The organism is Pseudoalteromonas sp. QJM3NY_22 (assembly GCF_056173065.1).
In genome coordinates this window covers 3,311,912-3,338,403 of sequence record NZ_CM149655.1, presented here as the reverse complement: position 1 = coordinate 3,338,403, position 26,492 = coordinate 3,311,912, and the positions used below count along the sequence as shown (strand labels likewise).

Genomic DNA, 26,492 nt, shown 5'->3' with positions numbered 1-26,492 from the left:
TTTTTTTGAGCTTCGACAAGGCCCTTTACTGGTGATACCACAGGCTATCGCGAGTCGTTCGTAAGCGTCTAGCAAAGTGCACCTGCCAGTAACTCGTCAAAATGATTAAGCTATTTCCGAATTTCAATGAGGAGATAGTCATGAGAAAAACACGCAGCCTTGAACAGTGGCGCTGTATTATCGAAGAACAACAAGTCAGTAATTTAACTATCACTGACTATTGCCAGCAAAATGCTTTATCAAAAACAACTTTTTATGCCGCACGAAGTAAGCTTAATGAATCATCAGGCAGCTTTGTTCGCGCTAAAGTGACTAAACACGTTGACGTTATCGAACAGCAACAGTCAATCACCCTCACTATCGGCAAAGTAAACGTCAGCTTGCCACCCACAATGCCTGCCTCTTATCTGAGTCAACTGTTACGCGAGCTTGCCTGATGAAAATGTTTGTCGAACCAAAAAGTATTTACTTACACCGCGAGGCCGTGGATTTTCGAAAATCCATTGATGGTCTAATCGCAATCGTTGAAGGCGAACTTGAGCGTGATGCTTATACTGGCGCATTATTCTTATTCTGCAATAAAGCGAAAGATAAACTCAAGCTCGTTTACTGGGATAAAACAGGGTTTGCTTTATGGTATAAGCGCTTAGAAAAACAAAAGTTTAAATGGCCAAACAAAATCAGCTTGCAGGAATTTGAACTCAGTCCTGAACAACTGGATTGGTTGTTGTCGGGATATGATGTGCTTGGTCATGAAGAATTGCAGTATCAATCGATGATCTAATCGATCATATTGACAGTAAATGCTCGTTGCCACACCGTCTGTTTTATCTTTGCGTCAAGCAAGAAAACAGCGTCAAATTCTGTTAAATTGCGAACATGAAAATTGATGTACACTCACTTCCTGACGACCCAGAACAACTCAAGCGCATGGTGCTTGAGTTGCAACAAGTCGTTGCTGAAAAAAATGCGCAAATTCACGAATTGCTTCAAGCTTATAACGCTAAGCTTGCCAAAGAGTACGCCAAGAAATCTGAAAAGATGCCAGGGGCAGGCGAAGTATTCAATGAAGCAGAAGATATTCTTGATGAACATGATAAAGCGCTATTGGCGACACCGGCCTCAGTAAAGAAAGAAAAAGCCAAACCGAAACGCCGTCCACTGCCGGCGCAGTTACCGCGAATTGAGGTGATTGTTGACCTTGAAGAAGGTGGCAAAATGTGTGATTGCTGTCACAGCCCACTACATAAAATGGGTGAAAGCAGCAGTGAAGCGCTCGAGTTTGTGCCAGCGCATATCAAAGTTATCAAAACCATTCGTCCTAAATATACGTGCCGTCACTGTGAGCGTGAAGGCATTGAAAGTGTGGTAAAAACCGCCCTTATGCCCACAACAGCGATCCCAAAAAGCATCGCAACGCCCAGCTTGCTGAGCCAAATAATCATGTGTAAATATCAGTTTGGCTTACCGCTTTATCGTCAAGAAACATTGTTTGCCGATATCGGTATTGAGTTGAGTAGGCAAACCATGTCGAGTTGGATGCTACGCTGCGCAGACCTGCTGTCCCCCTTGTATCAACGCTTAAAAGAGGCGTTGTTATCTCAAGCAGTTATTCATGGTGATGAAACCCCGCTCAACGTTATTAACGCAGATAAAGCGACCAGCTATATGTGGTTGTATTGTTGTGGCGATGATAAACAGGGTAAAGGCACGAATATTGTCCTGTTTGATTATCATAACAGTCGCGCAGGACACTGTGTGGTTGATTTTCTTGATGGTTATCAAGGCTATATGCAGGTAGATGGCTACAAGGCGTACGAGCAAACAAAAGCAACACTCGTCGCATGTCTAGCCCATATCCGTCGTAAATTCATCGAAGCGAAAGGGAAGAATAAAAAAACAGGTAAAGCGGATGTTGCACTCAACCTGATAGGCAAACTTTACGGTATTGAACAAAGCATCAAAGATAAAACGCACGATGAAAAATTCAATGTTAGGCAACAAAAAGCGAAACCAATCGTTGATGAATTGTATCAATGGCTACTCAAGCACAAAGATAAAATCCCTCCCAAAATGGCGCTAGGTAAAGCAATTAGCTATGTGATAAATCAATTTGAGAAATTCAGGCGTTACCTCGATAATGGCAGGCTCAGTATTGATAATAACCGTGCAGAGCGAGCAATAAAACCGTTCGTGATAGGGCGAAAAAACTGGCTATTCTCAAATACCTGCAATGGTGCACATGCCAGCGCCATACTCTACAGTCTTGTTGAAACCGCAAAGGCAAATGACCTTGTGGTGCATGACTATATCTCTACTTGCTTACAGCACCTTGCTGAGCAGCCAGATAATCTAGCGCCACTGCTACCTTGGAACATTAAGCAAAGCTAGGTGCCGTTAGCTATACGCTTACGTTCTACAAATAATAAAGTGCACTCAAATAATGGGATGACACTGCAACAATTTAGTGAGTACTTGGTATCGCTTAGTCCTTCAACGATTATTTTTGAGGCCTGTGCGAGTGCTAATTATTGGCATCAATTTGCAACTTCACTTGGTCATAATTCCTTACTAGGGGCTGTTGATCTTTCACATTGGTAGCCAAATCATTGCACATGCCAGCGCTAACATACTCTCAAACTGTAATTTCAATTTATCGTACCTTGTCGCTATAGCACGGAAGTGCTTTAGCCTTGCAAAGGCATTTTCAACTAAATGCCTATATTTATATAAGCACCAATCAATATCACCATTACCTGTTTTTGAGTTTTTCTTTCTAGGGATCACTGGGCTTGAGTTTCTCTCTCGAACCTTATTTCTAATGACTTCACTATCATAGCCTTTGTCTGCGATAACAAAATCGCCTTGGGGCAATAATTCAATCAGTTCATTTGCCACTTTACTATCATGAACATCGCCGCCTGTAATAATAAATTCAATTGGTAAGCCATAACTATCAACAGCTAAATGAATTTTACTTGTATTACCGCCACGACTTAATGCTATCGCTTGTTCTTGTTGAGACGCAGCACCTGTACTGTGTTGATGTGCTTTAACATAACTGCCATCAATGAATTCCCACTCAGTGTCACTATTGGCGGATAATGATTTGAACAACCTTATTAATATTCCTTTTTTAGACCAAAGTAGAAATCGGCGGTAAATAGTATTCCATAAACCAAAACACTCAGGGAGGTCACGCCATGGGCAACCAACACGTAAGCGATATAAAATTCCTTCCATCGTTTGTCTGTGTTCAAGCTTGTTATAAACTCTATCTTCAAGCAAAATTGATTTTAGCTTCGACCACAACTTATCAGTGAGCATTAATCGGGGCATGGTAATCTCGTAAGGTTTGTTTTTGGCGAAGTAAATTATACGAGATTACCGCTTACGCACAAAATTCAAACAAAGATCAACAGCCCCTAATATCTGCGCGATTAGTTATGTCTGTTCGTCAAAGTCAAAAAACAGATAAAAATGATGCTTTGGCTATTTTACAAGCATCGCTGTTACCAGATGTTCACTTTATTACTGCAAAATTAATTAATGAACAGCAAGCGCAATCAATGCTCAAATTGAGAGAGCACAGTGTTAAACAAAAAGTAGCGCTTAAAAATCAACTCACTGGTTTACTGCGTGAATTTAATATAAGCAGTGGTTGCTCAATAAGTCAGTTTGTAGGTACTATCCAAGATACATAGGAAGATGCCGAAAATGGTTTTTGTGATGCATTTAGAAAAATGCTTAAAGTATCACTGGATTTATATTTAACGTTAATTGAATCAATCGCTGCTTATGATTTAGCATTGGCTAAATGGATTGACGAAACACCAAGCTGTAAAAAACTAATGCGACTAGAAGGGGTTGGGATTTTAAATGCCATCCATCTTTTTATTAATTTTTCGTCGGGTGAATTAGCTAGGTTTAAAGCAGGCAAAGATGCCGCTGCTTGTATAGGTTTGACACCGACTCAACATAGCTCTGGTGGTAAAATAAGTTTAGGTAAAATAAGCCGACGTCGAAATACAACATTACGTAGTTTACTCATTACAGGTGCGATGGCTGTCATCCAACAAGTTGTTAAACGAGAGCTAAAAACAAGTAAAGAACGCTGGCTTAAAGCGTTAATAGAACGACGAGGAAAAAAGTGTGCAGCAGTCGCATTAGCCAATAAAACGGTTAGAACCGCTTTTTCTTTAATCAATAATAAAACAGAATATAAAGCTGTTTTATTATAAAAAAGCCAAATATCAATTTTAGCTAAATTAATAACATGTTAGACGACACAGTATAGTCACAAGAGCGAAAAGCTCGTTAACAAGAAGAGTGCTCTAACACGCGAAATTATCTTGGAGTCGAGGTAGCGCCTCATTTAGAACTCGTACATAAGAAAGCGAATTTATTTAGTTAAAATATTTGTTGATAAATGTGAGTCCACATAAGAGACTATGGCGTCAATAGTTAATTTATAACTTTGGCGCTTCCCACAAAACACCGTCTCTTAGCACTGTTAAAGTGGCTGTCCAGCTAATTTCTTTCTTACAACACCTAAAGCTAGTAAGTAGTGCCAAAGGGGTTGTCGCATTATTGATATTTTGCAGTACGGAACAACACATATAATTGATAGCGCTAATAAATAAAAGGTCATTGTTTTTTATTGCTCTCTTTTATTTAGCAACTAATCTAACAGATTCGACCTCTCAGTATTTTTTTTCTGGTAGTATGGACAGGTTATAAGCAGTTTAAGCAGTGAACAAACTATGTTAAGTCCTTTTTTTCAGCAGCATGCTGATTATGTTTCTATCTCTCGTGAGCAAGGTTGTCGATTCGCTAAATGCGTTGCAGATGATTACAATCCACTTCACGACAAAGATGCCAAAAAGTTTTGCGCGCCAGGAGACTTACTTTTTTCATTGGTACTAGATCGCTACGGTATTAGTGAACAAATGGAATTTACTTTTGCTGGTATGGTTGATGAAAACACCAAACTTAACTTCCCTGAGGGGGCTGATGAGTTTGATGTAACCAATGGCGAAAAAGTTATTTTAAAGGTAAAGCGCAGCGGTAAAACCAGCCAATGCCCAGCACTAACTAATAGTCTAATAAAAAATTATGTTGAGTTTTCTGGTACTACATTTCCGCATGTAATTATCCCATTAATGGGCAAGCAAGAGGTAATGATAAACCCTGCTCGTCCGATGGTAATTTACGAATCAATGCTTATCAATCTTGATAATCTTGATATAACAGCACCAGAACTTGAGTTTGCAGAGCCTAGTTTTGAGTATGCCGGTAAGCGCGGAAAAATTACACTACGTTTTAACCTGTTAGAAAACGGCGTTAAAGTGGGCAGTGGTGAAAAGCACATGGTGGTTTCGGGTATTCGCGAATACTGCCAAGCAACAGTTGACGATTTAATCGCGTTTTACAACGAACGTAAAGCGACACTAAAGCCAGCTTAAAGCTACAGCAAATTATAAAAGGCGCTAAATACAGCTGTTATTTAGCGCCTTTTTTATTGGGTTTTTTTATTGTTTTAGCGCTAAAGCGAAAGTGAGCAATCACGATTAAATACTTTTCTGGACTGGTTAATTTACGCAGTACAGTAATATGCGTACAATAGCGCTCTTTGTTATTTTAAAGCTAAGCCTATGTCTGCCACTACGTTCTCATCACTTAATCTCGACCCGTTATTATTAACAGCGATTGAGCAAAATAATTACACTCAACCTACCGCAATTCAGATTAAAACTATTCCGCCTATTTTAGCCGGAAGTGATGTAATGGGCAGCGCGCAAACAGGTACGGGTAAAACTGCCGCCTTTGTTTTACCTTTATTACATAAGCTTTTAAATACCCCTAAAAAAGATGAACCAGGCATTGCCCGCGTTGTAATTTTAACGCCAACCCGTGAGCTTGCTCAGCAAGTATTTGCAAGCTTTGAAAAGTACGCACAAGGCACTCATATCAATGGCGCTTTAGCCTATGGTGGCGCAAGTATTGGCCCTCAAATAAAAACACTTAAAACAGCACAAGTTATCGTGGCCACACCAGGGCGTCTGCTCGATCATATAGTTAAAGGCAGTGTGGTACTTTCAAGCGTAGACTCCTTAGTGTTTGACGAAGCTGACCGCATGCTTGATATGGGCTTTATTGATGAAATTAGACGTATATTGCGACATATCCCGGGCGATCGCCAAACTTTGTTATTTTCAGCTACGTTTGATGACAGCGTGTTTGAACTCAGTAAAAAGTTACTTAAAAACCCAGAGCTAATTGAAGTTGATAAACGTAACTCAGCCGCAGTTGAAGTAGAGCAAGTTATTTACGCTGTAGATGAGGATCGTAAGCGTGAACTTGTATCGCACATGATTGGCATGAAAAACTGGCGCCAAGTGCTTATTTTTACTCGCACAAAACAAATGGCTGATCAGCTTGCTAAAGAAATGTGTAAAGACGGTTTAAAAACCGAATCAATCCATGGCGACAAATCGCAAGGCGCACGCGACCGTGCATTGCAAAACTTTAAAGAAGGTATTACGCGCGTACTTGTTGCAACCGATGTAGCTGCGCGTGGTTTAGATATTTCTACACTTAGATACGTAATTAACTTTGAACTACCTTACATTGCCGAGGATTACGTGCACCGTATTGGCCGTACAGGTCGTGCTGGTGAACAAGGACTTGCTATGTCGCTGGTAAGTCTTGATGAGCAATGGCTGCTAGAAGAAATTGAAGTACTACTCGATACGCGTCTAACACCGCAGTGGTTAGAAGGCTACGAGCCAGATCCTAATAAAAAGCCAAAAGATAATCGTAAAAATACTAACAAGTCGAGAAAAGACCGCGATAAAAAGCGTATTACCGGTAAAAGAGAGCCAAGTAGGCGTCGTAAATAATAGCTTTTCCTTTGTTTTATTGCCTATACTGGGGCTAATAAGTAGCTGAGGTAAAGTAATGTTTGAAATCGATCAATGGGCATTTTCTGGTATTGATGGCCAAATATCTTTGCATAAATGGCAAAAAACAATCGACCTTATAACGGTAATGCCGATCAGTTAAGAAATATTTGACGATCCATTGACCGATCTTCTGGTTAGTTTATAAAGGCTTCTGAATTTATTCAGGAGCCTTTTATTTTGCAACTCACTACCGCACTTTCTCTTGCCAATAGCTACGCACCCAATTCAGAAGGCTTAGGTCAACTGAGTGATTTTTTATGTCCTGACTTTATCAAACAATGCGCTGAAACCGCTGGTGTCGCGACGATAAGGAAAAGAAGGCTTCCTGTTGAGATGGCCGTTTGGACAGTCATTTGTATGTCGTTTTATCGTGAAGACCCACTGTGGAGTATTGTCAGTAAATTAGGGCTCGCTTTACCAGGTAAAAAAGAACTCGTTGCACCCAGTGCGGTTGTACAGGCTAGGCAGCGGCTTGGGGCTGATGCCGTTAAACAGGTTTTTGAGAAAAGTCAGCAAATGTGGAATGCTGATGCGAACCATCCCACATGGTGCGGGCTATCACTACTGGGTGTTGATGGTGTTATTTGGCGCACACCGGATACTGCTGAAAATCAACATGCATTCTCCGTGTGGAAAAATCAGCATGGTGACACGGCTTTCCCTCAGGTTCGCATGGTGTGTTTGATGGAGTTAACTAGCCATTTATTAATGGGGAGCGCCTTTGATAGTTGTCGTACTAGTGAAATGGTGTTGGCTGAAGACTTAATCGAGGCAACACCCGATAACTCACTGACGTTATTTGATAGAGGCTTCTATTCTCTAGGCTTACTCAATCGTTGGCATCATGCTGGGGAAAATAGGCATTGGCTTCAACCGATGAGAAAAGGCACGCAATATGAAATTGTTCGCTCTTTAGGTCGTCAAGACAAACTTATCAAGCTAAAAGCAACAGCACAAGCGAGAAAAAAGTTCGACGATTTACCACAGAGCATTGAAGTCAGGCTAGTCACAAAAACGGTTAAGGGGAAAGAGGTGAATATACTCACTTCACTGACTGATCCAATGCGTTTCCCTAAGGCTGACATTGTTGACCTCTATAGTGAACGGTGGGAAATTGAACTTGGTTATCGAGAAATGAAACAAACGTTACTGAATAGTCACTTCACGCTACGCAGCAAGAAACCTGAGATGATAGCGCAAGAATTATGGGGCGTAATGTTGAGCTATAACTTGCTCCGATACCAGATGGTGAAAATGGCGCAGAAAAAGTCTGGAATATATGCAAAACACCTGAGTTTTACGACGTGTGCTATTAGTATTATTAACCTTATTCATACAATGTTTATAGAAAATGCAGGACGGATACCTAAATCAATAGAGCAATTACAAGCTCAAGTTGAACATCACATATTGCCGATAAAACGGGAGCGGGCGTATCCGAGGTGTGTGAAACCAAAACCCAGTAAATACCCCAATAAAAAACGCCAGTCAGCTGTTAACTGACTGGCATTAACCTTATAACGGGGCTTTTTTCAGCCCCGTCAGGTTATATAGTTCAGGCAACAAGCAAAGGCTATCGCGTTGTTATTAGAAATAACGAAGGTGGCTCTAACTTTGAGACCAATCCTATCCTTCCCCCCCAAACACCTCTTTTTTGTAAGTACGTAGCAGAGAATAACAATACCTTATACGTTAATAATGCAAGTAATAATGATGCATGGAACACTCTACCTGAGGTTGTTGAAGATGGTGTTGAATCCTACTTAGGTTTACCAATCCATTGGCCTGAAGGCGAAGTATTTGGCACGCTATGCTTAAAAGACACTAAAAAAACAACTTATACCAATGAATCTTTTGAGCTTATAGAACAACTACGCGATTTAATTGAAGACGACTTAGCGCTTATTTATAGTTATGAACAAATGCGCGAAATAGCCATGCTCGATGCGCTAACTAATATCTATAACCGCCGAGCACTTAGTTTGCTCGCTCAGCAAAAGCTTAATTTAGCGCTACGCTTAGGTTTTGATGTGTGTTGTTTATTTATTGATATAAACGACTTTAAAAAATTAAATGACACCTTTGGTCATGAAGTGGGTGACAAAGCCTTAATTATATTGGCCGATACGCTAAAAACCCATTTAAGAGATGCTGATATAGTCGGGCGTATCGGAGGTGATGAGTTTGTTGTGGTAATGCAAGTAAGCGATAAAAGTAAGATTGGCTATATTATGGATAAAATTTCGACTGAGTATTCAAAAGCCTTACTCAAAGAAGACGTTTGCGATTTATCGCTCAGTATTGGTTATAGCTTTACTGATAAGCAAAGGCAGTCATTTGAAAAACTATTAAATGATGCAGACCAGGCAATGTATAAAAATAAACAAGCGTATAAGCTTAATGCCAGTCAGTTAACAGCTGACTGGCGTTTTTTATTGGGGTATTTACTGGGTTTTGGTTTCACACACCTCGGATACGCCCGCTCCCGTTTTATCGGCAATATGTGATGTTCAACTTGAGCTTGTAATTGCTCTATTGATTTAGGTATCCGTCCTGCATTTTCTATAAACATTGTATGAATAAGGTTAATAATACTAGGGGCTGTTGATCTTTGTTTGAATTTTGTGCGTAAGCGGTAATCTCGTATAATTTACTTCGCCAAAAACAAACCTTACGAGATTACCATGCCCCGATTAATGCTCACTGATAAGTTGTGGTCGAAGCTAAAATCAATTTTGCTTGAAGATAGAGTTTATAACAAGCTTGAACACAGACAAACGATGGAAGGAATTTTATATCGCTTACGTGTTGGTTGCCCATGGCGTGACCTCCCTGAGTGTTTTGGTTTATGGAATACTATTTACCGCCGATTTCTACTTTGGTCTAAAAAAGGAATATTAATAAGGTTGTTCAAATCATTATCCGCCAATAGTGACACTGAGTGGGAATTCATTGATGGCAGTTATGTTAAAGCACATCAACACAGTACAGGTGCTGCGTCTCAACAAGAACAAGCGATAGCATTAAGTCGTGGCGGTAATACAAGTAAAATTCATTTAGCTGTTGATAGTTATGGCTTACCAATTGAATTTATTATTACAGGCGGCGATGTTCATGATAGTAAAGTGGCAAATGAACTGATTGAATTATTGCCCCAAGGCGATTTTGTTATCGCAGACAAAGGCTATGATAGTGAAGTCATTAGAAATAAGGTTCGAGAGAGAAACTCAAGCCCAGTGATCCCTAGAAAGAAAAACTCAAAAACAGGTAATGGTGATATTGATTGGTGCTTATATAAATATAGGCATTTAGTTGAAAATGCCTTTGCAAGGCTAAAGCACTTCCGTGCTATAGCGACAAGGTACGATAAATTGAAATTACAGTTTGAGAGTATGTTAGCGCTGGCATGTGCAATGATTTGGCTACCAATGTGAAAGATCAACAGCCCCTAATAGCACACGTCGTAAAACTCAGGTGTTTTGCATATATTCCAGACTTTTTCTGCGCCATTTTCACCATCTGGTATCGGAGCAAGTTATAGCTCAACATTACGCCCCATAATTCTTGCGCTATCATCTCAGGTTTCTTGCTGCGTAGCGTGAAGTGACTATTCAGTAACGTTTGTTTCATTTCTCGATAACCAAGTTCAATTTCCCACCGTTCACTATAGAGGTCAACAATGTCAGCCTTAGGGAAACGCATTGGATCAGTCAGTGAAGTGAGTATATTCACCTCTTTCCCCTTAACCGTTTTTGTGACTAGCCTGACTTCAATGCTCTGTGGTAAATCGTCGAACTTTTTTCTCGCTTGTGCTGTTGCTTTTAGCTTGATAAGTTTGTCTTGACGACCTAAAGAGCGAACAATTTCATATTGCGTGCCTTTTCTCATCGGTTGAAGCCAATGCCTATTTTCCCCAGCATGATGCCAACGATTGAGTAAGCCTAGAGAATAGAAGCCTCTATCAAATAACGTCAGTGAGTTATCGGGTGTTGCCTCGATTAAGTCTTCAGCCAACACCATTTCACTAGTACGACAACTATCAAAGGCGCTCCCCATTAATAAATGGCTAGTTAACTCCATCAAACACACCATGCGAACCTGAGGGAAAGCCGTGTCACCATGCTGATTTTTCCACACGGAGAATGCATGTTGATTTTCAGCAGTATCCGGTGTGCGCCAAATAACACCATCAACACCCAGTAGTGATAGCCCGCACCATGTGGGATGGTTCGCATCAGCATTCCACATTTGCTGACTTTTCTCAAAAACCTGTTTAACGGCATCAGCCCCAAGCCGCTGCCTAGCCTGTACAACCGCACTGGGTGCAACGAGTTCTTTTTTACCTGGTAAAGCGAGCCCTAATTTACTGACAATACTCCACAGTGGGTCTTCACGATAAAACGACATACAAATGACTGTCCAAACGGCCATCTCAACAGGAAGCCTTCTTTTCCTTATCTGCATATTCTCCCCAGCTTTGATCACCCAATGGCACTAACTTTGATCACTTATTCTCATTAAGCTTTGATCACGAAAATCACTCTATAATGATCACTTTTGTGTTCTTAATGATTTTGCCGATCAAAGCTTAATGCCACTCGTAACCGAGTTCACGTTTTATCATTTTTGTAGGTATGTTAAACCGTTATCTAAATCATTTGATGAGGATAACAATAATGTCAACAAGACCTATATCTATGAGTAAATTACATGCTATTTTACGGCTGAAATATTCAGCAAAATTATCCCATCGAGAGATTGCTAGAAGCTTAAATATCTCCCCTGGCACTGTGGCTAATTACGTTAAAAAGGCCAATGAGTTAGGGTTAAACCAATGGCCGTTACCTGAAGATAAACAACACGGTACTTTTCTTAATACAAAAATCAGGGACTTCTCAACCCGTCAAAAAAGATACCCAACACCTGACTGGCTCGCCATCAATAAGGATTTAAAGCAGCACAAACATTTGACGTTGCAGTTAGTCTTCGATGAATTGTGTGAGAAAGTCGGTGAGCCTTATTACAGCTATAGCCACTTCTGCCGCGCCTACCGGCAATGGTTAGGAAAACAACGGTTGTCGATGCGTCAGCATCATAAAGGCGGTGAAAAGCTGTTTGTGGATTATTGTGGCCCTACGCTGACCATCACGTGCCCTACAACACAGGAAACACGACCTGCTCAAGTGTTTGTTGCCGTGCTCGGCGCATCAAATTATACCTATGCTGAGGCAACGTATAGTCAACAACTTGAAGATTGGGTGATGAGTCATGCCCGTTGCTTTGCATTTTTAGGCGGTGTTCCAGAGCTTGTTATTCCCGACAACTTAAAAAGCGCCGTTAGTAAACCCTGTCGCTACGAGCCTGATTTAAACCCCACGTATCATCAATTAGCCGAGTATTTTAATGTCGCTGTCATACCGGCTAGACCTTATAAACCCAAAGATAAATCGAAGGCTGAAGTCGGTGTACAAATTGTTGAGCGTTGGATCATGGCACGTCTACGCAAGCAAACCTTCTACAGCTTAGCGCACCTAAATCAAGAAATAGCAAAGCTACTTGATGTAATGAACAATAAGGTCATGAAGCAATATCAACAGTCACGTAAACAGCTATTTGAGATGGTGGATAAAAGCGCATTAAAGCCATTGCCTGAAAAGCCCTATCACTATACACAAATCAAAACGGTGCGAGTACACATTGATTATCATGTTGAAATAGAAAAACATTATTACAGTGTGCCGTATCAGTGGGTTAAGAAACAATTACGCGCACACATAACCAATCAGCTAGTACAGCTTTATCATGACGATACCTTAATCGCACAGCATCCGCGCTCACATCGTTTAGGAGGGCATACAACACAGTCTCATCATATGCCTCTGGCGCATCAAAAACAGCATGAGCAGTCACCGATAAATTTACGCTCATGGGCATTAAGTATCGGGGAGTATACTCACCAAGTTATTGAGTTACAGCTCAGTGGACGGCGTCACCCCGAGCACGCTTATCGCGCCTGTTTAGGGGTGTTAAGTTTAGCTAAAACTTATTCAAAAGAACGGCTTGATCAAGCGTGTTATCGCGCAATCATAATGAATACGACAACACTCAAATCAATAAAGCAGATGCTGAAGAAAGGGTTGGATCAACAACCGTTACCCACACAGCAAACAGAGCCAGAAAAGCCAATAAAGCATGACAACATACGCGGCACACAGTATTACCATTAAGGAAATGAATCATGATAGACACCATTAACCAACAACTTCAACTACTCAAGTTATCCGGTATAAAACACGCATTAAAGCAGCAGCTTGAGCAGCCTAACTTATACCAAGAGCAAAGCTTTATATACCCATCACACTTCAAGATGCAGAATTTAACACCTGAAAATTGTCGTTAATTCGACTCGCCAAAATATCACCTAGATTAGGAAGTGTTTGACTAAAAAACTTATCAATTTTATCTCTAAATTCTTTTGCCGTTGCAAAATATTTATTATTCCTGACATACTCATTCATTACTTTCCATAGCCGCTCTATAGGGTTCAAATTTGGGCTGTAAGGAGGGAGGTAATGAAGTCTAATATTGAGCTCTTTTGCTTTCTTTTTAACGTCAATTGCTCGATGATATCCTGCACCATCTAAAATGATATGAATGCGCTTGTCACCATCATTACGCGCGCGTAACTCAGTAAAAAACGTCTGAATTGTCTCACTATTTACTTTCTCATAGCGCTTTACGTGTGCCGCTGTTAAGTTATTTAAATCAATCGCACCAATAAGATTTAATCGTGTTCGACTCCCCGTGGTTGCTAGCGGTTTATCCTGTCCTTTTCTTATCCAACCACAACTTACTTTTGTTGCTTGAGTTGGGTGCATCGCATCAATGAAATAGATTGTTTCATCAGCCGTTTGCACTTTTAACTCTTCATATTCTTTAATAAAAACAGCTTGTTTTTCTTCATCAAATTTATGTGGTACGCCCTTAGGATACTTGTAGCTAAAATTGTGCTGATGGAGCCATTTATTCAATCCTGAAATAGAAAAGCGGATTGCATGAGTTTTCCATATGTACTCGATGATTTCGTAAGAATAACGATAAGTATTTTGCGTAATATGTTCAATGACATCCGCAGTTTGCTCTTGACTTAAATAAGGGTGTGAGCCCCCATTTTCAGGTGCTAACTTGTTTTTACTTATATAATCATCGATGTGTCTGGTAATCGTGGTTTCATGAAGTCGCAATGCTTGAGCAATCATCGCTGTTGACCAACCTTCAGAGCGTAGTAATACCGCTTTGATGCGATCTCGAATACGGCCATCACGACTTGTGTCATGAAAGGCTTCAAGGTCTACTTTTTGTTCGGCGGTCAGTTCAATTTTGTTCATGCTGGTATCATGATCCTCATTACTGTAAAAATCAAGCACCTTCATTGATCACGGGTATAGAGCGCATCAGTTTATTGCTAACACATGAAATTGACACGCGTGAGCAAAGAAAAATCGACCGGCTCGTGCGACACGCTAAATTCCGCTTACCGGCTCAGTTAAATCAGCTGATTTACTCACCGGCACGTAATATAGAAAAAGCACAGATACGTAACTTAAGCCAAAATAGCTGGCTGAACTTACATCAAAATATCTTAATCACCGGGGCAACAGGCTGTGGAAAAACATACCTCGCATGTGCCTTAGGGCATGAGCACTGCCTACAAGGAAAAAGCGTTTACTATATTCGATTAAAAGAACTACTTGAAAGCCTGTTTCTAGCACAAGCAGATGGTAGTTACCGGAAATTACTGGCGAAGTTAATAAAGTATGATCTACTGATCTTAGACGACTGGGGGCTTGAACCACTGAGTGCACAGCAACGAGGTGACTTACTCGAATTAATCGATGCGCGGTATGGGTATAAATCACACATAATTATAAGTCAGCTCCCGCAGGAAAACTGGCATGAGATGATTGGAGAATCAACCCATGCTGACGCCATTTTAGATAGGCTAATTCATGGTTCGATTAAGTTGAATTTAAAAGGAGAATCGATACGAAAACAGTTAAATAAATTGACTGATGATGATCAGTTAAGCTAATTTAAAAATGGCTCTACAAAATGATAAATCAGGTGATCAAAGCTGATGAGAATCGGTGATCAAAGTCATGAGAATACGCAGTACGTCCTAATTAGGCTAGGTTGTTGATTTTTATATTCTTATTTTTTAAGTTGCTATGATGCATTAATGTATCACTCACTACACATCTTCGGTATTTATTTACACAACTTGGTTTGACAAAAATTATTTATATGGATCAATAATACTATTCAAACAATTTATAAGGAGAATGTTATGAATAATTTAGCTGTTGCAGAAAGATATACTACGAAAAGAGAAGATGATCAGGTTTGCCCTGTTGATTTAGAGACTGACAGTGAAACAGGCGAAAAAAAAGCAAAACAGAAGAGCGCACCATTTTTTTCTTGGAACAAACAGAATTATAAAGCCAAAGTACAACTTGCGATACAAGAGCCAGTTGCTAACTCAATATTAGAGTTTTTCGTCAGTGAAATGGATAATAGCAATGCTATTTGCGTTTCTATGGCAACTTTAGAAAAGTTGTTTAAATTAGGAAGAAAAACAATAGCAAAACATATTAAAGTTTTAGTTAAAAGAAAGTTTATAGAGATATTTAAAGTTGGAAATATGAACGCTTATGCAATAAATGCCTTTGTTGTATTTACGCAAGGTGATGCGAACCTTTGGAAAGCCAAGTTTAGCGCTACTATGTATATAGATTATGACGAGCAAACAGCCATGATTAAAAAAGAATATACAAAACAAATAACAACAAAATCAGGGAGATAGTTATGAAAGAAAAAATTTAGGTACTTGTTCTAATTGTGATTATAACCAGACGAAATGGGCAATATTCAGTTTATTACAGGGTCATATGATAATTTAGTATAAGCCGAATTAATTAAACAACAACAGGCTAATAAAATTGCTATCAAATAAAAACATCAATTTTCTTTTTATCGGTTAACAATAAAGCAGCCTTTTCTTGATATATATCAAATGTATCATCAGATATAAATTTATCAAACGTATTAATTATTTCTTTCATGTAGGAGGCTCTTGCTTGATAAGTTCGGCGTTCTGGGTATTGTTTAGCAAGCCCATCTAATTTCTCTGAACTGCTAGAAAAATACTCCATAACATCAATTTTTTTATCAGGATCTACGTCCCCCCCACCATAAGAAAGGATCCTAAGTTTATACTCTAAATCATTCATATCTTCTTTTTTTCTAGATATTATGGGGTTTCCTGACTTACCTAATCTAACTGGCTCATCACTGCCGTATTTTTGTGTGTATTCACGTTCCATTTTATTTACATTTTTAACAATGTTATGAAGTTCATTTATAGTCATATTAGAAAAATCAAGTTCTTCTTTGTTGAATATTTTCTCATAAGCACTCCCCTCAATTAATGATGAATCAAAGGTATTATTATTTTGCTCTTTTTTCGAGTCTAAACTAGTGGTGATTAAGTCTACTTTTGAGTTACTCGTGGTGATATTTTTTTGTTCAGAAAAATTTTTGAAATTTTTGTTATCCATTTTTGTAAAAAGAGTGGCTTTACTCCCAAGTTGGATATGTAATGAGTTATTATTAATTTTCATAAAAATCCTTTTTTATATACTGTTTTATTTTATCGGCATAACTTTATAAAACTTAAACTTTCATTTTAAATCATTATTTATATTAACGACTCATGTACTGAGTCGTTAATATATAGTTTAACTAGCCACCAGATCTTACTTCATATGTGATTCCACCATAAGTAGATCCTGTTTCTGTTTTATTCTCAACTTTCCAATAGTAAGTACCTGCATTATAAATAGAAGTTGAAACAGCGACACCATAACCACCAGCAACTCTATCCCCATTACTATCAATTAAAGTCACTTTGAAATCATGTCCGTCATAGTTTCTTAAAATAGCAAAACCGTATCTATGACAGTTGCCACCATCATAAGTAAAGCTTGCAAGAGTACGTGTTTGCTCCAGTTTCAGACTCGTATATCGAGTATAAATAGTAGGGCTACAACGTTGATATGCACTGGCTTTTTGAGCACCATTAGCTGCTTCTTCAAACTCTAAAATAGAGTTAAATGCAGCAATTTGATCATGTGGCTCTTGTATTTGAATTGAAGATGACTCTGTAACTGAAGTATCAGCACTGATTGCATTGAAAGAAAAACTTGCAGCAACAACAAACATTGTTGTAGGGAGTAAATGTGAAAATTTCATAACTTAAATTCCTTTATTGAGTTATTTTTAGGGTGCTATAAATGTTCATAGCCCAATAACATTACCGTACTTTAAATCGGCAGAGAAAAACAACAAAGACATATATGGACGCTCCCTTGAAGTCAAGACGAGCTAATGTATAAACATCAAAATTGATGCCTTTATTCTATTATCACGTATCTCATATCACAGTAATGATGCGTCACAAGCTTGCTGAAAAGCAAAGGTACTGACATATATTCGAGCTATGGTGTCATGGTTATCATGCGCCATGCTCCTAATGAGCTTCGTACCAAGGGACCTAAAAAATATTCACCCAAGCGAGATTAAATCTCGTGTCTTTATCTGGTTAACCTTGGTTAGCGTGCGCTTTTTATTTCATTATAAGTGAAGTACATACAGGATAAGTGTATGTTACGACTTAAGTGCCCAAACACCCACTCAGGTTTTAAAACCTATGTCATAACCAGGCTGTCTTAAGTCGTAAACTCGGGTGTGATTGGCGTGTAAAATACGCATAATTAAGCATCCTTCTGTGTATTTTGCACAAACTGAGGTGAGTAGAGAGTTTGCTTGGTCAGCAATATCCACATCAGTCGAGCCAATCTGTGTGCGGTGGCGACCACCACACAATTAAAGTGTTTTTTCTCGCGTAATTGATTTATCCACTGGCTTAGCGCATCTGTTTTATGGTGGCTTCTGGCGATAAGGGCGCGAGCACCGTGAATAAGTTGTTTTCGTAGGTAACTGTTGCCGCGCTTAGTAATACCAGACATTTTACTTTTATCGCCTGACGCATATTGTTTAGGTGTTAATCCTAGCCACACCCCGAGTTCTTTTGCGCTCTTAAATGCCTGACCGTTCCCGATTGATGCTGCATAAGCAGAGGCATTGAGTACACCCACGCCAGGAATGGAGTGAAGTATTTTAGCGTTTGTATCCCGTTCAACGTGTGCAGTAAGCATCGCTTCAATAGCTTTAATGCGTTTAACAAGGGTTTTGTACTCAGTGTAAATATCACTCACCATAATGCGCAGCTGAGGGCGAAGCTCAGAATCACTTTCTAACGCAATTATCCCTTGCTGAAACGCCTTAATACCGACAGGAAATACATACCCAAAATCGACCAATAAACCGCGTAATTGGTTGGTTGCAGCAATCCTGTTTTGCAGAAGTCGCTCACGTATCTTATGGAGCATGAGTATTTCTTGCTGAGCTTCGGTTTTAATAGGAACGAATTTAATATTAGGGCGTAAGCTTGCTTCATAGATAGCAAGGGCATCGTTACTATCATTTTTATTGCCGCGAACAAAGGGGGTAACGTGTTGTGCAGGAATAAGGTCAACGGTATGACCGTAAGACGTAAATACTCTCCCCCAGTAGTGGGAAGAATAACAGGCTTCCATCACCACGCGACACGGTGGGGCATTTGCCATGAAGGCGTTGAGTTTAGGTCTGTTTAAGCGTTTATTGCATTCTCTTTTGTGATGATGATTAAAGCCAGCGACTTGGAATACATTTTTTGCCAAATCAATTGATAATGTGCTAATTTTCATGATGGACGTTCCCTTTAACTGAGTGTGAGTTAACCAGTTTGGCGCATTGACGCCGTTTAGGGGAGCGTCCATCTCATCACCCATTCTAATTTTTGCACTTTGTAAAACGAAGTACTAGGCTTTATTTAGTGTAAAAAACAAGCAGGGTGTTACATGGCAATCGCAAGAAAGCGCCAAGTAAGTTTGGTTGATACAAAATATTATCACTGTATTTCACGTTGTGTTCGTCGTGCTTTTTTATGTGGCGAAGACCATTTTACCGGTCAATCTTATGAGCATCGTAGAGGTTGGGTTGAAGATAAGCTGCTTGAATTAGCTAAGGTATTTTGTATTGATGTATGTGCTTATGCAGTGATGAGTAATCACACTCACTTAGTACTGTATGTTGATGATAAAAAAGCAAACAGGCTGAATGATAAAGCGATTGTTATTCGCTGGCATAAACTCTGTAAAGGCACATTGTTAACGCAGAAATATGTACAAGGTAAAAAGCTAAGTAAAGCTGAACTTATCTTTTTTAATCAAACAGTAAAGGAATACCGAGAGCGCTTATCAAGTATTAGCTGGTTTATGAGGTTATTAAATGAAGACATTGCGCGCAGAGCAAATAAAGAAGATAACTGTACTGGCCGTTTTTGGGAGGGACGATTTAGATCCCAAGCATTATTAGATGAAGCTGCACTTGCCGCCTGTATGGCGTATGTAGATTTAAATCCCATCAGAGCCAAAATGGCAAATACATCAGAGGAATCAGACCATACCAGCATCAAACAACGCTTAACACGGGCAAACGAAGGCAAGCAACCAAAAAAACTGCTCCGCTTTGCAGGCATGCCACGTCAAATAATGCCAAAAGGACTCCCGTTTGAGCTTAAATCGTATCTTGAACTTGTTGAGTTAACAGGGCGCTGTATGCGAGAAGATAAACGCGGGTATATTGAAAGTACACGCTTACCCTTACTCGAAAGAGTAAATATCTCCCCCGAAAACTGGTTAAAACTCACCACACAATTTACACGCGTATTTCACGGTGCAGTAGGGAGGCCCACTTCACAAGTGAGTTACTGTGAAAACTTAAACCGAAAACGGCGAGCGAATATAAGTAACTGCGAAAAGCTACTCGCATAACGTTTAAACAACTCAATAAAAATTAAAACTGCAATGATGCAGCTATTTTCATGCGCGTAATTTAAGTTTAATAGTGATAATGGCTTATTTGGTAATCCCCCCGAAAAATAATAATATAAAAAGAAATGAATTCTTGGTCAAAAAAGTAAATTTAATGACACAACAGGGCGCGAGCATACTTTGTTAAAAATGTTAACCAAAAAGAAGTTCTTCTCTAAAAGCATCATCATAACAAGCTCTTACACACTTACTTCTTATTGACCCCTTGCTTTTCGTATGCTGCTTTATCATGTTCCTAACGACGCGTCTAAATAGTGCCATATGTTGCGCACTTAATGGCTCATGTATTTGACAGGCATCTTCTTTAAATACGACATCCAGTATCCAGTGTTGCTGATTTTCTATCAGCCAATGTTGTCTTATTGTGACGTGGTCAACTAAATTCAGTCACCCTAGTTAAGAAACCATATCTAATGTTTCGATTCGTTCTTCAAAGTCATTTGGGCTTTGATAATTTAAGTACGAATGTAAGCGACGACTGTTGTACCACATACAGATGTAATTCATTACATCCTGTTGAGCCTCATAACGCGTTGGGTAGTTTTTCCAATGCACGCGCTCTTGCTTCAAACTACCGAAGAAGCTTTCTGCAACAGCATTATCCCAGCAACAGCCTTTCTTACTCATGCTACCAATGAAGTCATTTGACTTGAGCAATTTACGATATTGGTGGCTTGCATATTGAACCCCTTGATCTGAATGGATAATTAACCCTGTTTTGGGCTGGCGTTGCCACATCGCCATAGTCAGTGCGTCACAGACAAGCTGCGCTTTCATTCGTGAGCCCATGCTCCAACCAACGACTTTTCGCGAATATAAATCAATCACTACCGCCAGATACAACCAACCTTCTGCAGTCCAAACATAAGTGATATCTTGTACCCAGGCTTGATCAGCTGCTTCAACGTTGAAGTTTTGCTCAAGTACATTGGGATAAATAGGCTTATTATGCTCACTATTCGTTGTCACTTTGTATCTCTTTTTATAACGCACCCAGACATTTGCCTCTTTCATTAGCTGTGCTGTTTTGTAACGACTCACCGGAAAACCGAGTGCATTTAAGACTTTCTGAATACGCCTTTCACCGTAAGTATTATCACTGAAGTGCGCTATGTCCTTGACACAATCAATCATTTCTTGATGTGTTGGATCCTCTGATTTAGTTGAGAATCGCTTTTGATAACTATAGTAATTGTTACTTTTTACACCCAGTATTCGGCACATTGTCGCCACAGGCCAGGTCTTCTTGTATTGGGTTATGAACGAATATTTCACTTCGTTTCTTTGGCAAAGAAGACCGTCGCTTTTTTTAATATTTCACGCTCCATTTCTAGGCGTTTCACTTGCGCTTTTAGCTCTCTGATCTCTTCTTGCTCAGGGGTTAAATTACCGTTCCCTCTAAAAGCATGCCCATCATCATTTTCAGCTTCTTTTATCCAGCGACCAAGCATGTTGGGATTTACCCCTAAATTTCTAGAGGCTTCTGCTTGTGAGTAGTTTTGCTCAACAACTAATGCGATAGCATCAAGTTTAAATTCTTTGGAATACTTTTTACGTTTTGTCATTATCGATCTCCAGTTAAGTTGATTATCTCTTAACTGGGGTAGTCGAATCCATTAAACCACGTCATTGCTTTACTTATCAATATATTGTCTGTCAACGATGTTAGGTAGTAATGTGTGTCAATACTCGTTCTATTACCCTTCGTTCGCTCTCGCTGCACCGCAACGATTGTTCTAACTGATGGCCAGCTCTCTTTAATTTCACTCGGTAATAAACGCGCATCAAGACAATCTATCGTGCGTACTTCTTTTCGCCCATGCCCTTCATCTTGTGTTACATGACTAAGTATCTCTGAGTTTTCAGATTCATACTGGTGTGTAAATGCATCTTGAATCGCGCTATAAAGTTTCTTTTGATTACCCTTTGCTTGCACTAGATAATCTGCATGTCTGCTAATTAACCTGAGTTCTGCTTAAGCGATAACTAATGCGTTAAGCTCTACGTCAGTTAAATTAAGGTGTGGCTTCTTTTCTTTCAAGCAATAAGCCACCAATCCAGCGACTAAATTCAACATAAAGCCGTTCATACTCCGATGTCTTGAATGTTCAATGAAGGATATGTTCTTGAGCTGGTCATTAATTGTTTCGATTATAAAGCGTTTTGAAAGCATTGCTCTATCCCATAATGACATCGCTTTTGCCTTCATATTTTTGCGAACCGTCGTAATGAGCTTTACCCCTTTATCGAGTAAATCGGCTTCTAAAGCTTTACTTAAATACCCTTTGTCACCATATAATTTATCCGTCAGGCAGCTCGCTAACTCACGCACTGGTTGAGTATCATGTACATTTCCTGTTGTCACTTTCGCAGCAACAATTTCACCATGGTGATTAACGATTAAATGTAGCTTGAAGCCATAAAACCATCCCATTGTTCCTTTGCCACGCTGGGCTATTCCATCAAAGGTTTTGTGTCTTGGAATACGAATATTATGGCACACTTTAATACATGTGGAGTCAATGAATTCAACGCCTGTGGGTTTACCTTTAAGTGAAGTAAAATAGGCACACATCGGCACAATTACCCTTGGCATAACGGCTAAAAATCGTGTGTAGCTGAGCAAGTTGGGAAATTCACTTTTGTACATAAGTGATACATAGCCAAGGTAGTAATTTTTGAAATCTCGGTGATGTGACATATGAAAACTAATAACAATAGTCATAATTTCACTGGTCGTCATACGTCCTGAACGCTGACGTTTTTGGGTGCCATCTTCGAGTAATTGTTTTTCCCATTGGGGTATAAATACTTTGCAAAAATCATCGACATCGCAAAATAATTCAACTAATTTAATCATGCCTGTTCCTTGCTTATCCAATCGTTTTTGGTCGAAAGATCGGATCTCGGAACAGGCATTTAGTTCAATTTCTTAAACGAGATTCAGGTTAATTAGCTGTTTTAGCGTTTCTTTTTGGCAGTGCAAAGCATCAAGTGTAATGACGGTGTTATTGATATCGAGTATTTTCAATAAATCCCGAACTGCCGGTATTTCATTCGTCTTACTGCCAACTGTTTGGTGGAATAATGTGAGACCTGCCTCACAATCAAATGCTGAGACGAGGTGTAATTTATCAGCAATGTGTTTACTTGCTCCGCGAATAGTTTTGCCATCGAAGGCAATGACAGGATGCGCTGACTTAACGCGGTTTTGATTGACCCAGCTATACATCGCGAGTAGTAATGAGTCAGTATCAACGGTTCTAAAAATCCGAGCAATACTATGTCGAGTGGGTATGCCATTTTTGAAAGAACGAAATCCTCTTAACCAATTAAGCTTACTTTCGCCATAGACTTCAATGTCTTGCCAGTTTTCACACCCTGATGTAACGGCAGTAATAATTAGAAAAAGCACATCAACTAAGTTATGGTGCTGATTTATATGTGAACGATTATCTTTGACGAGTTCTAAATGTGAGAAGAGTGACATAATAAGTTTAAGGTGATGAAATTTATGGTATTAGATCATAAAATTTGTTTATTTACAAAGTGTGATCCCGCCCTGAATGACACAATATTATTTGTACAATTAGAGTGGCTGTCCTGTTTAATCGTCCTGTCCTGTTTAATCGTCCTTTTTTGCCATTCTGGCAAGTGGTAAGTTAAAGGTTTGGTGCACTTGGAACCTGAATTCGGGCAGTTTAATCCTTTGGTGCTACTACCTTGTAAAGCGGATTTACTAGCGAACTACAAGCCTTTTACTTCGAGTATGAGTTCTCCATCGTAATAGCTTTGTAAGCATGCTTTAGTATTTTTATACACAAAAAAAGCGAGTAAACGTCAATTTACTCGCTCTATTAATAGTTTAAAAAACGCTAAATTTTAATGTCTAACCATCACTTGTAATTGTATCGATTAACTCACTAAGTACGGCTTCTGCTTTACTGGTTTCTACTTGGCAAGTACCTGCATTTAAGTGCCCGCCACCATTATATTTTAAGCATAGCTCGCCAACATTGGTGTTTGAGGTACGGTTGGTGATTGATTTACCAATTGCGTACACTACGTTTTGCTTTTTAAGGCCCCACAGTTTATGGATTGAGATGTTGCAGTTGGGGTACATGGCGTAAATAACAAAGCGGTTGGTAGCGTAAATAGTTTCTTCTTGGGTTAAATCAAGTACCACTAAATTTTTATGGACAGTGGCGCATTGAGTAATTTGCTCTTTTGCTTTTTCGTTATGCTCGTTATATAAAGCAACACGTTCGGCTACATCTTCTATTTGCAGTATTTGTTCAATGCTTTGGTCTTTACAGGCGTCAATGAGTTTCATCATTAATTGGTAGTTTGAAATTTTAAACTCACGGAAACGGCCTAACCCTGTGCGTGCATCCATAATGAAGTTCATTAATACCCAGTCTGTTGGGTTTAATATTTCGTCTTTTGAAAACTGAGCAGCATCACCTTTGTCTACGGCGTCCATCATTTCAACTGAGATATTCGGAAATTTTTCAGCGCCACCATAATAGTCATAAACTACACGTGCAGCCGAAGGGGCTTGCGGATCAATAATATGGTTTTTAATGTCGTTTGAGTTACGTACGGTTTCGCTAAGGTGATGATCAAACGCTATATGACAACCTGCAACGTAGGGAAGGTTGGTGGTAATGTCGTTTTCGGTAATGTCTATTTTGCCATCTTGCATGTCTTTTGGATGGACAAACAAAATGTCGTCAATTAGGTCTAAGTCTTTTAAAAGGACGGCGCATACTAGGCCATCAAAATCACTGCGTGTAACAAGTCTAAATTTATTATTGGACATAGCTATTCCATCATTTTAATTGAGTTATCAATTGAGTGTAACAGTAAATATATTATTTGAGAGGTCTGTTTTAAAAAATTTATAAAAATAAAAAGGCCAAAGTAAATACTTTGGCCTATGTTAGCAAGTGTATGTGCAATGAGCAGTTTATGCGCCAGGACCACATTCCATACATGAGTTTACAATGTCTGGGCCAAATTTAAGTTTGGCATTTAAGTCGCGAAGGGCGGTACGTAACCCTTCTTCAATTACTGGGTGGTAAAATGGCATATCAAGCATTTGTGGTACGGTCATTTTGTTTTGTACAGCCCAAGCTAATAAGTGAGCGATGTGTTCGGCTTGTGGGCCAATAAATTCTGCACCTAAAAATAAGCCTGTACCTTGCTCTGCATATACACGCATATGACCTTTGTTTTTAAGCATTACTCGGCTACGGCCTTGGTTTTCAAAGCTGACTTCGCCTACTTGAAAACAACCGCATGGGCCTAATCGGTCAGTAATTTGCTTGTAGCTTTCGCCTACCATTGCTATTTGTGGGTCGCTAAATACAGCTGCAATTTTAGCTCTGCGCAGACCTATACGCACATCTGGAAAGCGCCCTGCATTTTGACCCGCAATAGCACCTTGGTCAGATGCTTCGTGTAGCAGTGGTAGCATGTTGCTGGCATCGCCTGCTATAAATATGTTCGACTCACCACATTGCATTGTGTGTGTGTCTGCGTGCGGTACGCCGCGTTCATCAAGTTCAATACCGGTGTTTTCAAGGCCTAGTTTATCTACGTTAGGTACTCGGCCTGTGGCTGCAAGTACGTAGTCAAACTGTTCGGTATGTTTTTCACCTTGTTTGTCGGTGTAAGTTAGCTGTGCTTTGTTGCCAACTTGCATCATGTCAGATACGTTTGAGTCGGTATCTACAAAAAATTCTTGAGCGAACACAGTGTTTGCATAGTCTTTTACTACTGGATCTGTAAGTGGGCCAATTGCGCCGCCTACACCAAATAGTTTTACATTTACGCCTAGTCGGCTAAGTGCTTGACCAATTTCAAGACCTATTACACCAGGGCCAAATACAGCGACTGATTCTGGTAGGTCATCCCAATCAAATACGTCGTCGTTTATAATAAGTTTGTCGCCAAAGTTATTAAATACGCCAGGGTATGAAGGGCGTGAACCGGTGGCAATTACAAAGCGTTTTGCTGTAATAATTGTATGGTCGTCTATTTGTACGCGGTTTGTGTCTAAAAATTTAGCGTAACCACGAATTTTATCACCATCTGGTAATTCATCTACGGCTTCTACTACGAATCCTGCAAAACGATCTCGTTCACTTTTTACGCGTGCCATAACTGCTTTGCCGTCAATGACTGGCTTTGAGCTATGCACACCAAATGCAGGTGCCATTTCAATTGCGTGTGCGGCTTCGGCGGCTGCAATCAATAATTTACTAGGCATACAACCAACACGTGCGCATGTTGTGCCATATGCGCCTGATTCAATCATTAATACATTTTGTGTGAACTGTTTAGCATTACGATAAGCACTTAAACCAGCTGTACCTGCGCCTATAACAACAACATCGGTTTGCAATTCTTTCATAGTAGATATCCTTTATTAAACAGGGGCAATAGGCCCCTGTTAATTTTTACTTAA

The 26,492-nt window shown here is 39.6% G+C and carries 24 protein-coding genes and 6 pseudogenes; 17 read left to right on the top strand and 13 right to left on the bottom strand.

Annotation, left to right across the window (positions count from 1 at the left end; all coding sequences use genetic code 11):
• Positions 1-140 precede the first annotated feature (140 nt).
• The 4 genes from tnpA (at position 141) to AC0VZ4_RS15360 (ending at position 2,601) form a co-directional block, all read left to right on the top strand.
• Positions 141-437, top strand: a complete 297-nt coding sequence (tnpA, locus tag AC0VZ4_RS15375; RefSeq protein ID WP_475440090.1) for an IS66 family insertion sequence element accessory protein TnpA — start codon at positions 141-143, stop codon at positions 435-437.
• Entirely contained in the window at positions 437-784 is a 348-nt protein-coding gene (gene tnpB, locus AC0VZ4_RS15370) for an IS66 family insertion sequence element accessory protein TnpB (protein WP_475439613.1), read from the top strand. The genes tnpA and tnpB overlap by 1 nt, the downstream gene beginning before the upstream one ends.
• Before the next feature lie 95 nt (positions 785-879).
• Positions 880-2,391, top strand: a complete 1,512-nt coding sequence (gene tnpC, locus AC0VZ4_RS15365; protein WP_475440089.1) for an IS66 family transposase — start codon at positions 880-882, stop codon at positions 2,389-2,391.
• Complete coding sequence (locus AC0VZ4_RS15360) at positions 2,392-2,601, top strand: hypothetical protein (RefSeq protein ID WP_475440088.1); 210 nt, start codon at positions 2,392-2,394, stop codon at positions 2,599-2,601.
• On the opposite strand, the gene AC0VZ4_RS15355 is transcribed toward AC0VZ4_RS15360, so the two are convergent.
• A complete protein-coding gene (locus AC0VZ4_RS15355; protein ID WP_475439649.1) occupies positions 2,590-3,339 on the bottom strand; it encodes an IS5 family transposase in 750 nt (249 codons plus the stop codon). The two genes, AC0VZ4_RS15360 and AC0VZ4_RS15355, sit on opposite strands and share 12 nt — an antisense overlap.
• A gap of 107 nt (positions 3,340-3,446) precedes the next feature.
• Between AC0VZ4_RS15355 and AC0VZ4_RS15350 the strand changes: the two genes are divergently transcribed.
• From AC0VZ4_RS15350 to AC0VZ4_RS15315, 8 genes and pseudogenes are all read left to right on the top strand, one after another.
• Positions 3,447-3,704 carry a hypothetical protein gene (locus tag AC0VZ4_RS15350; protein WP_475440087.1) on the top strand — a complete coding sequence of 86 codons (258 nt, stop codon included), beginning with the start codon at positions 3,447-3,449 and terminating at the stop codon, positions 3,702-3,704.
• Positions 3,705-3,743: 39 nt separating this feature from the next.
• Positions 3,744-4,241, top strand: coding sequence for a transposase (locus AC0VZ4_RS15345; protein WP_475440086.1), 498 nt, complete (start codon positions 3,744-3,746; stop codon positions 4,239-4,241).
• A 522-nt stretch (positions 4,242-4,763) separates the two neighbouring features.
• Positions 4,764-5,465 carry a DUF3581 domain-containing protein gene (locus AC0VZ4_RS15340; RefSeq protein WP_033028918.1) on the top strand — a complete coding sequence of 234 codons (702 nt, stop codon included), beginning with the start codon at positions 4,764-4,766 and terminating at the stop codon, positions 5,463-5,465.
• 189 nt (positions 5,466-5,654) lie between these two features.
• Positions 5,655-6,902 carry a DEAD/DEAH box helicase gene (locus AC0VZ4_RS15335; protein ID WP_475440085.1) on the top strand — a complete coding sequence of 416 codons (1,248 nt, stop codon included), beginning with the start codon at positions 5,655-5,657 and terminating at the stop codon, positions 6,900-6,902.
• A 240-nt stretch (positions 6,903-7,142) separates the two neighbouring features.
• The gene (locus AC0VZ4_RS15330) at positions 7,143-8,468 is read left to right on the top strand and encodes an IS4 family transposase (protein WP_475440084.1); all 1,326 of its coding nucleotides are present in this window, start codon (positions 7,143-7,145) and stop codon (positions 8,466-8,468) included.
• Positions 8,465-8,839: pseudogene (locus AC0VZ4_RS15325) on the top strand (GAF domain-containing protein); the annotation flags it as partial. The gene AC0VZ4_RS15330 and the pseudogene AC0VZ4_RS15325, both read left to right, overlap by 4 nt.
• A 48-nt stretch (positions 8,840-8,887) precedes the next feature.
• The gene (locus AC0VZ4_RS15320) at positions 8,888-9,472 is read left to right on the top strand and encodes a GGDEF domain-containing protein (protein ID WP_475440083.1); all 585 of its coding nucleotides are present in this window, start codon (positions 8,888-8,890) and stop codon (positions 9,470-9,472) included.
• 177 nt (positions 9,473-9,649) lie between these two features.
• Complete coding sequence (locus AC0VZ4_RS15315; RefSeq protein ID WP_475439649.1) at positions 9,650-10,399, top strand: IS5 family transposase; 750 nt, start codon at positions 9,650-9,652, stop codon at positions 10,397-10,399.
• A 4-nt stretch (positions 10,400-10,403) separates the two neighbouring features.
• On the opposite strand, the gene AC0VZ4_RS15310 is transcribed toward AC0VZ4_RS15315, so the two are convergent.
• A complete protein-coding gene (locus AC0VZ4_RS15310) occupies positions 10,404-11,450 on the bottom strand; it encodes an IS4 family transposase (RefSeq protein ID WP_475440082.1) in 1,047 nt (348 codons plus the stop codon).
• Positions 11,451-11,641: 191 nt separating this feature from the next.
• On the opposite strand from AC0VZ4_RS15310, the gene istA reads away from it, so the two are divergent.
• The gene (gene istA, locus AC0VZ4_RS15305) at positions 11,642-13,192 is read left to right on the top strand and encodes an IS21 family transposase (RefSeq protein ID WP_475440081.1); all 1,551 of its coding nucleotides are present in this window, start codon (positions 11,642-11,644) and stop codon (positions 13,190-13,192) included.
• An 11-nt stretch (positions 13,193-13,203) separates the two neighbouring features.
• Positions 13,204-13,314 (top strand): annotated as a pseudogene (locus AC0VZ4_RS15300) (ATP-binding protein); the annotation flags it as partial.
• A 13-nt stretch (positions 13,315-13,327) separates the two neighbouring features.
• Here the strand turns inward: AC0VZ4_RS15300 and AC0VZ4_RS15295 are convergent.
• Positions 13,328-14,353 carry an IS630 family transposase gene (locus AC0VZ4_RS15295; RefSeq protein WP_475440080.1) on the bottom strand — a complete coding sequence of 342 codons (1,026 nt, stop codon included), beginning with the start codon at positions 14,351-14,353 and terminating at the stop codon, positions 13,328-13,330.
• A gap of 56 nt (positions 14,354-14,409) precedes the next feature.
• On the opposite strand from AC0VZ4_RS15295, the pseudogene istB reads away from it, so the two are divergent.
• Both istB and AC0VZ4_RS15285 read left to right on the top strand, forming a co-directional pair.
• Positions 14,410-15,057, top strand: a pseudogene (gene istB / locus AC0VZ4_RS15290) (IS21-like element helper ATPase IstB); the annotation flags it as partial.
• 255 nt (positions 15,058-15,312) lie between these two features.
• Positions 15,313-15,828 carry a hypothetical protein gene (locus AC0VZ4_RS15285; RefSeq protein ID WP_475440079.1) on the top strand — a complete coding sequence of 172 codons (516 nt, stop codon included), beginning with the start codon at positions 15,313-15,315 and terminating at the stop codon, positions 15,826-15,828.
• 142 nt (positions 15,829-15,970) lie between these two features.
• Here AC0VZ4_RS15285 and AC0VZ4_RS15280 read toward each other — a convergent pair whose 3' ends face one another.
• The 3 genes from AC0VZ4_RS15280 to AC0VZ4_RS15270 form a co-directional block, all read right to left on the bottom strand.
• Positions 15,971-16,645 (bottom strand): hypothetical protein, encoded by a 675-nt coding sequence (locus tag AC0VZ4_RS15280; protein WP_475440078.1) that lies wholly within the window; start codon positions 16,643-16,645, stop codon positions 15,971-15,973.
• Between the two features lie 121 nt (positions 16,646-16,766).
• Positions 16,767-17,276, bottom strand: coding sequence for a hypothetical protein (locus AC0VZ4_RS15275; RefSeq protein ID WP_475440077.1), 510 nt, complete (start codon positions 17,274-17,276; stop codon positions 16,767-16,769).
• A 521-nt stretch (positions 17,277-17,797) separates the two neighbouring features.
• Positions 17,798-18,832, bottom strand: coding sequence for an IS110 family RNA-guided transposase (locus AC0VZ4_RS15270; protein ID WP_033031807.1), 1,035 nt, complete (start codon positions 18,830-18,832; stop codon positions 17,798-17,800).
• A gap of 153 nt (positions 18,833-18,985) precedes the next feature.
• Between AC0VZ4_RS15270 and AC0VZ4_RS15265 the strand changes: the two genes are divergently transcribed.
• Positions 18,986-19,960, top strand: coding sequence for a transposase (locus AC0VZ4_RS15265; protein WP_475440076.1), 975 nt, complete (start codon positions 18,986-18,988; stop codon positions 19,958-19,960).
• A 192-nt stretch (positions 19,961-20,152) separates the two neighbouring features.
• Here AC0VZ4_RS15265 and AC0VZ4_RS15260 read toward each other — a convergent pair.
• The 7 genes and pseudogenes from AC0VZ4_RS15260 to AC0VZ4_RS15230 all read right to left on the bottom strand — a co-directional run.
• Positions 20,153-20,386 (bottom strand): annotated as a pseudogene (locus tag AC0VZ4_RS15260) (transposase); the annotation flags it as partial.
• A 30-nt stretch (positions 20,387-20,416) separates the two neighbouring features.
• Positions 20,417-21,585, bottom strand: a protein-coding gene (locus AC0VZ4_RS15255) for an IS3 family transposase (RefSeq protein ID WP_420713787.1) whose coding sequence is annotated in 2 segments (ribosomal slippage) — positions 20,417-21,339 and positions 21,339-21,585 — 1,170 coding nt in all. Because the reading frame shifts where the segments join, the coding sequence is not laid out codon by codon here.
• A 62-nt stretch (positions 21,586-21,647) separates the two neighbouring features.
• A pseudogene (locus tag AC0VZ4_RS15250) lies at positions 21,648-21,986 on the bottom strand (ISAs1 family transposase); the annotation flags it as partial.
• A 9-nt stretch (positions 21,987-21,995) separates the two neighbouring features.
• Positions 21,996-22,880: an IS982 family transposase gene (locus AC0VZ4_RS15245; RefSeq protein WP_475441595.1), complete on the bottom strand. Its 885-nt coding sequence runs from the start codon at positions 22,878-22,880 to the stop codon at positions 21,996-21,998.
• Between the two features lie 87 nt (positions 22,881-22,967).
• Positions 22,968-23,510, bottom strand: a pseudogene (locus AC0VZ4_RS15240) (ISAs1 family transposase); the annotation flags it as partial.
• A 399-nt stretch (positions 23,511-23,909) separates the two neighbouring features.
• Positions 23,910-24,842 carry an exopolyphosphatase gene (locus AC0VZ4_RS15235; protein WP_475440075.1) on the bottom strand — a complete coding sequence of 311 codons (933 nt, stop codon included), beginning with the start codon at positions 24,840-24,842 and terminating at the stop codon, positions 23,910-23,912.
• Positions 24,843-24,989: 147 nt separating this feature from the next.
• A complete protein-coding gene (locus AC0VZ4_RS15230; protein ID WP_475440074.1) occupies positions 24,990-26,438 on the bottom strand; it encodes a dihydrolipoyl dehydrogenase in 1,449 nt (482 codons plus the stop codon).
• Positions 26,439-26,492: the final 54 nt, after the last annotated feature.

Bases quoted from the DNA above. Each gene is read 5' to 3' on its own strand.
- tnpA (WP_475440090.1), top strand. From the start codon at position 141: ATGAGAAAAACACGCAGCCTTGAACAGTGGCGCTGTATTATCGAAGAA.
- tnpB (WP_475439613.1), top strand. From the start codon at position 437: ATGAAAATGTTTGTCGAACCAAAAAGTATTTACTTACACCGCGAGGCC.
- tnpC (WP_475440089.1), top strand. From the start codon at position 880: ATGAAAATTGATGTACACTCACTTCCTGACGACCCAGAACAACTCAAG.
- AC0VZ4_RS15355 (WP_475439649.1), bottom strand. From the start codon at position 3,339: ATGCCCCGATTAATGCTCACTGATAAGTTGTGGTCGAAGCTAAAATCA.
- AC0VZ4_RS15350 (WP_475440087.1), top strand. From the start codon at position 3,447: ATGTCTGTTCGTCAAAGTCAAAAAACAGATAAAAATGATGCTTTGGCT.
- AC0VZ4_RS15345 (WP_475440086.1), top strand. From the start codon at position 3,744: ATGCTTAAAGTATCACTGGATTTATATTTAACGTTAATTGAATCAATC.
- AC0VZ4_RS15340 (WP_033028918.1), top strand. From the start codon at position 4,764: ATGTTAAGTCCTTTTTTTCAGCAGCATGCTGATTATGTTTCTATCTCT.
- AC0VZ4_RS15335 (WP_475440085.1), top strand. From the start codon at position 5,655: ATGTCTGCCACTACGTTCTCATCACTTAATCTCGACCCGTTATTATTA.
- AC0VZ4_RS15320 (WP_475440083.1), top strand. From the start codon at position 8,888: ATGCGCGAAATAGCCATGCTCGATGCGCTAACTAATATCTATAACCGC.
- AC0VZ4_RS15315 (WP_475439649.1), top strand. From the start codon at position 9,650: ATGCCCCGATTAATGCTCACTGATAAGTTGTGGTCGAAGCTAAAATCA.
- istA (WP_475440081.1), top strand. From the start codon at position 11,642: ATGTCAACAAGACCTATATCTATGAGTAAATTACATGCTATTTTACGG.
- AC0VZ4_RS15295 (WP_475440080.1), bottom strand. From the start codon at position 14,353: ATGAACAAAATTGAACTGACCGCCGAACAAAAAGTAGACCTTGAAGCC.
- AC0VZ4_RS15285 (WP_475440079.1), top strand. From the start codon at position 15,313: ATGAATAATTTAGCTGTTGCAGAAAGATATACTACGAAAAGAGAAGAT.
- AC0VZ4_RS15280 (WP_475440078.1), bottom strand. From the start codon at position 16,645: ATGAAAATTAATAATAACTCATTACATATCCAACTTGGGAGTAAAGCC.
- AC0VZ4_RS15275 (WP_475440077.1), bottom strand. From the start codon at position 17,276: ATGAAATTTTCACATTTACTCCCTACAACAATGTTTGTTGTTGCTGCA.
- AC0VZ4_RS15270 (WP_033031807.1), bottom strand. From the start codon at position 18,832: ATGAAAATTAGCACATTATCAATTGATTTGGCAAAAAATGTATTCCAA.
- AC0VZ4_RS15265 (WP_475440076.1), top strand. From the start codon at position 18,986: ATGGCAATCGCAAGAAAGCGCCAAGTAAGTTTGGTTGATACAAAATAT.
- AC0VZ4_RS15245 (WP_475441595.1), bottom strand. From the start codon at position 22,880: ATGATTAAATTAGTTGAATTATTTTGCGATGTCGATGATTTTTGCAAA.
- AC0VZ4_RS15235 (WP_475440075.1), bottom strand. From the start codon at position 24,842: ATGTCCAATAATAAATTTAGACTTGTTACACGCAGTGATTTTGATGGC.
- AC0VZ4_RS15230 (WP_475440074.1), bottom strand. From the start codon at position 26,438: ATGAAAGAATTGCAAACCGATGTTGTTGTTATAGGCGCAGGTACAGCT.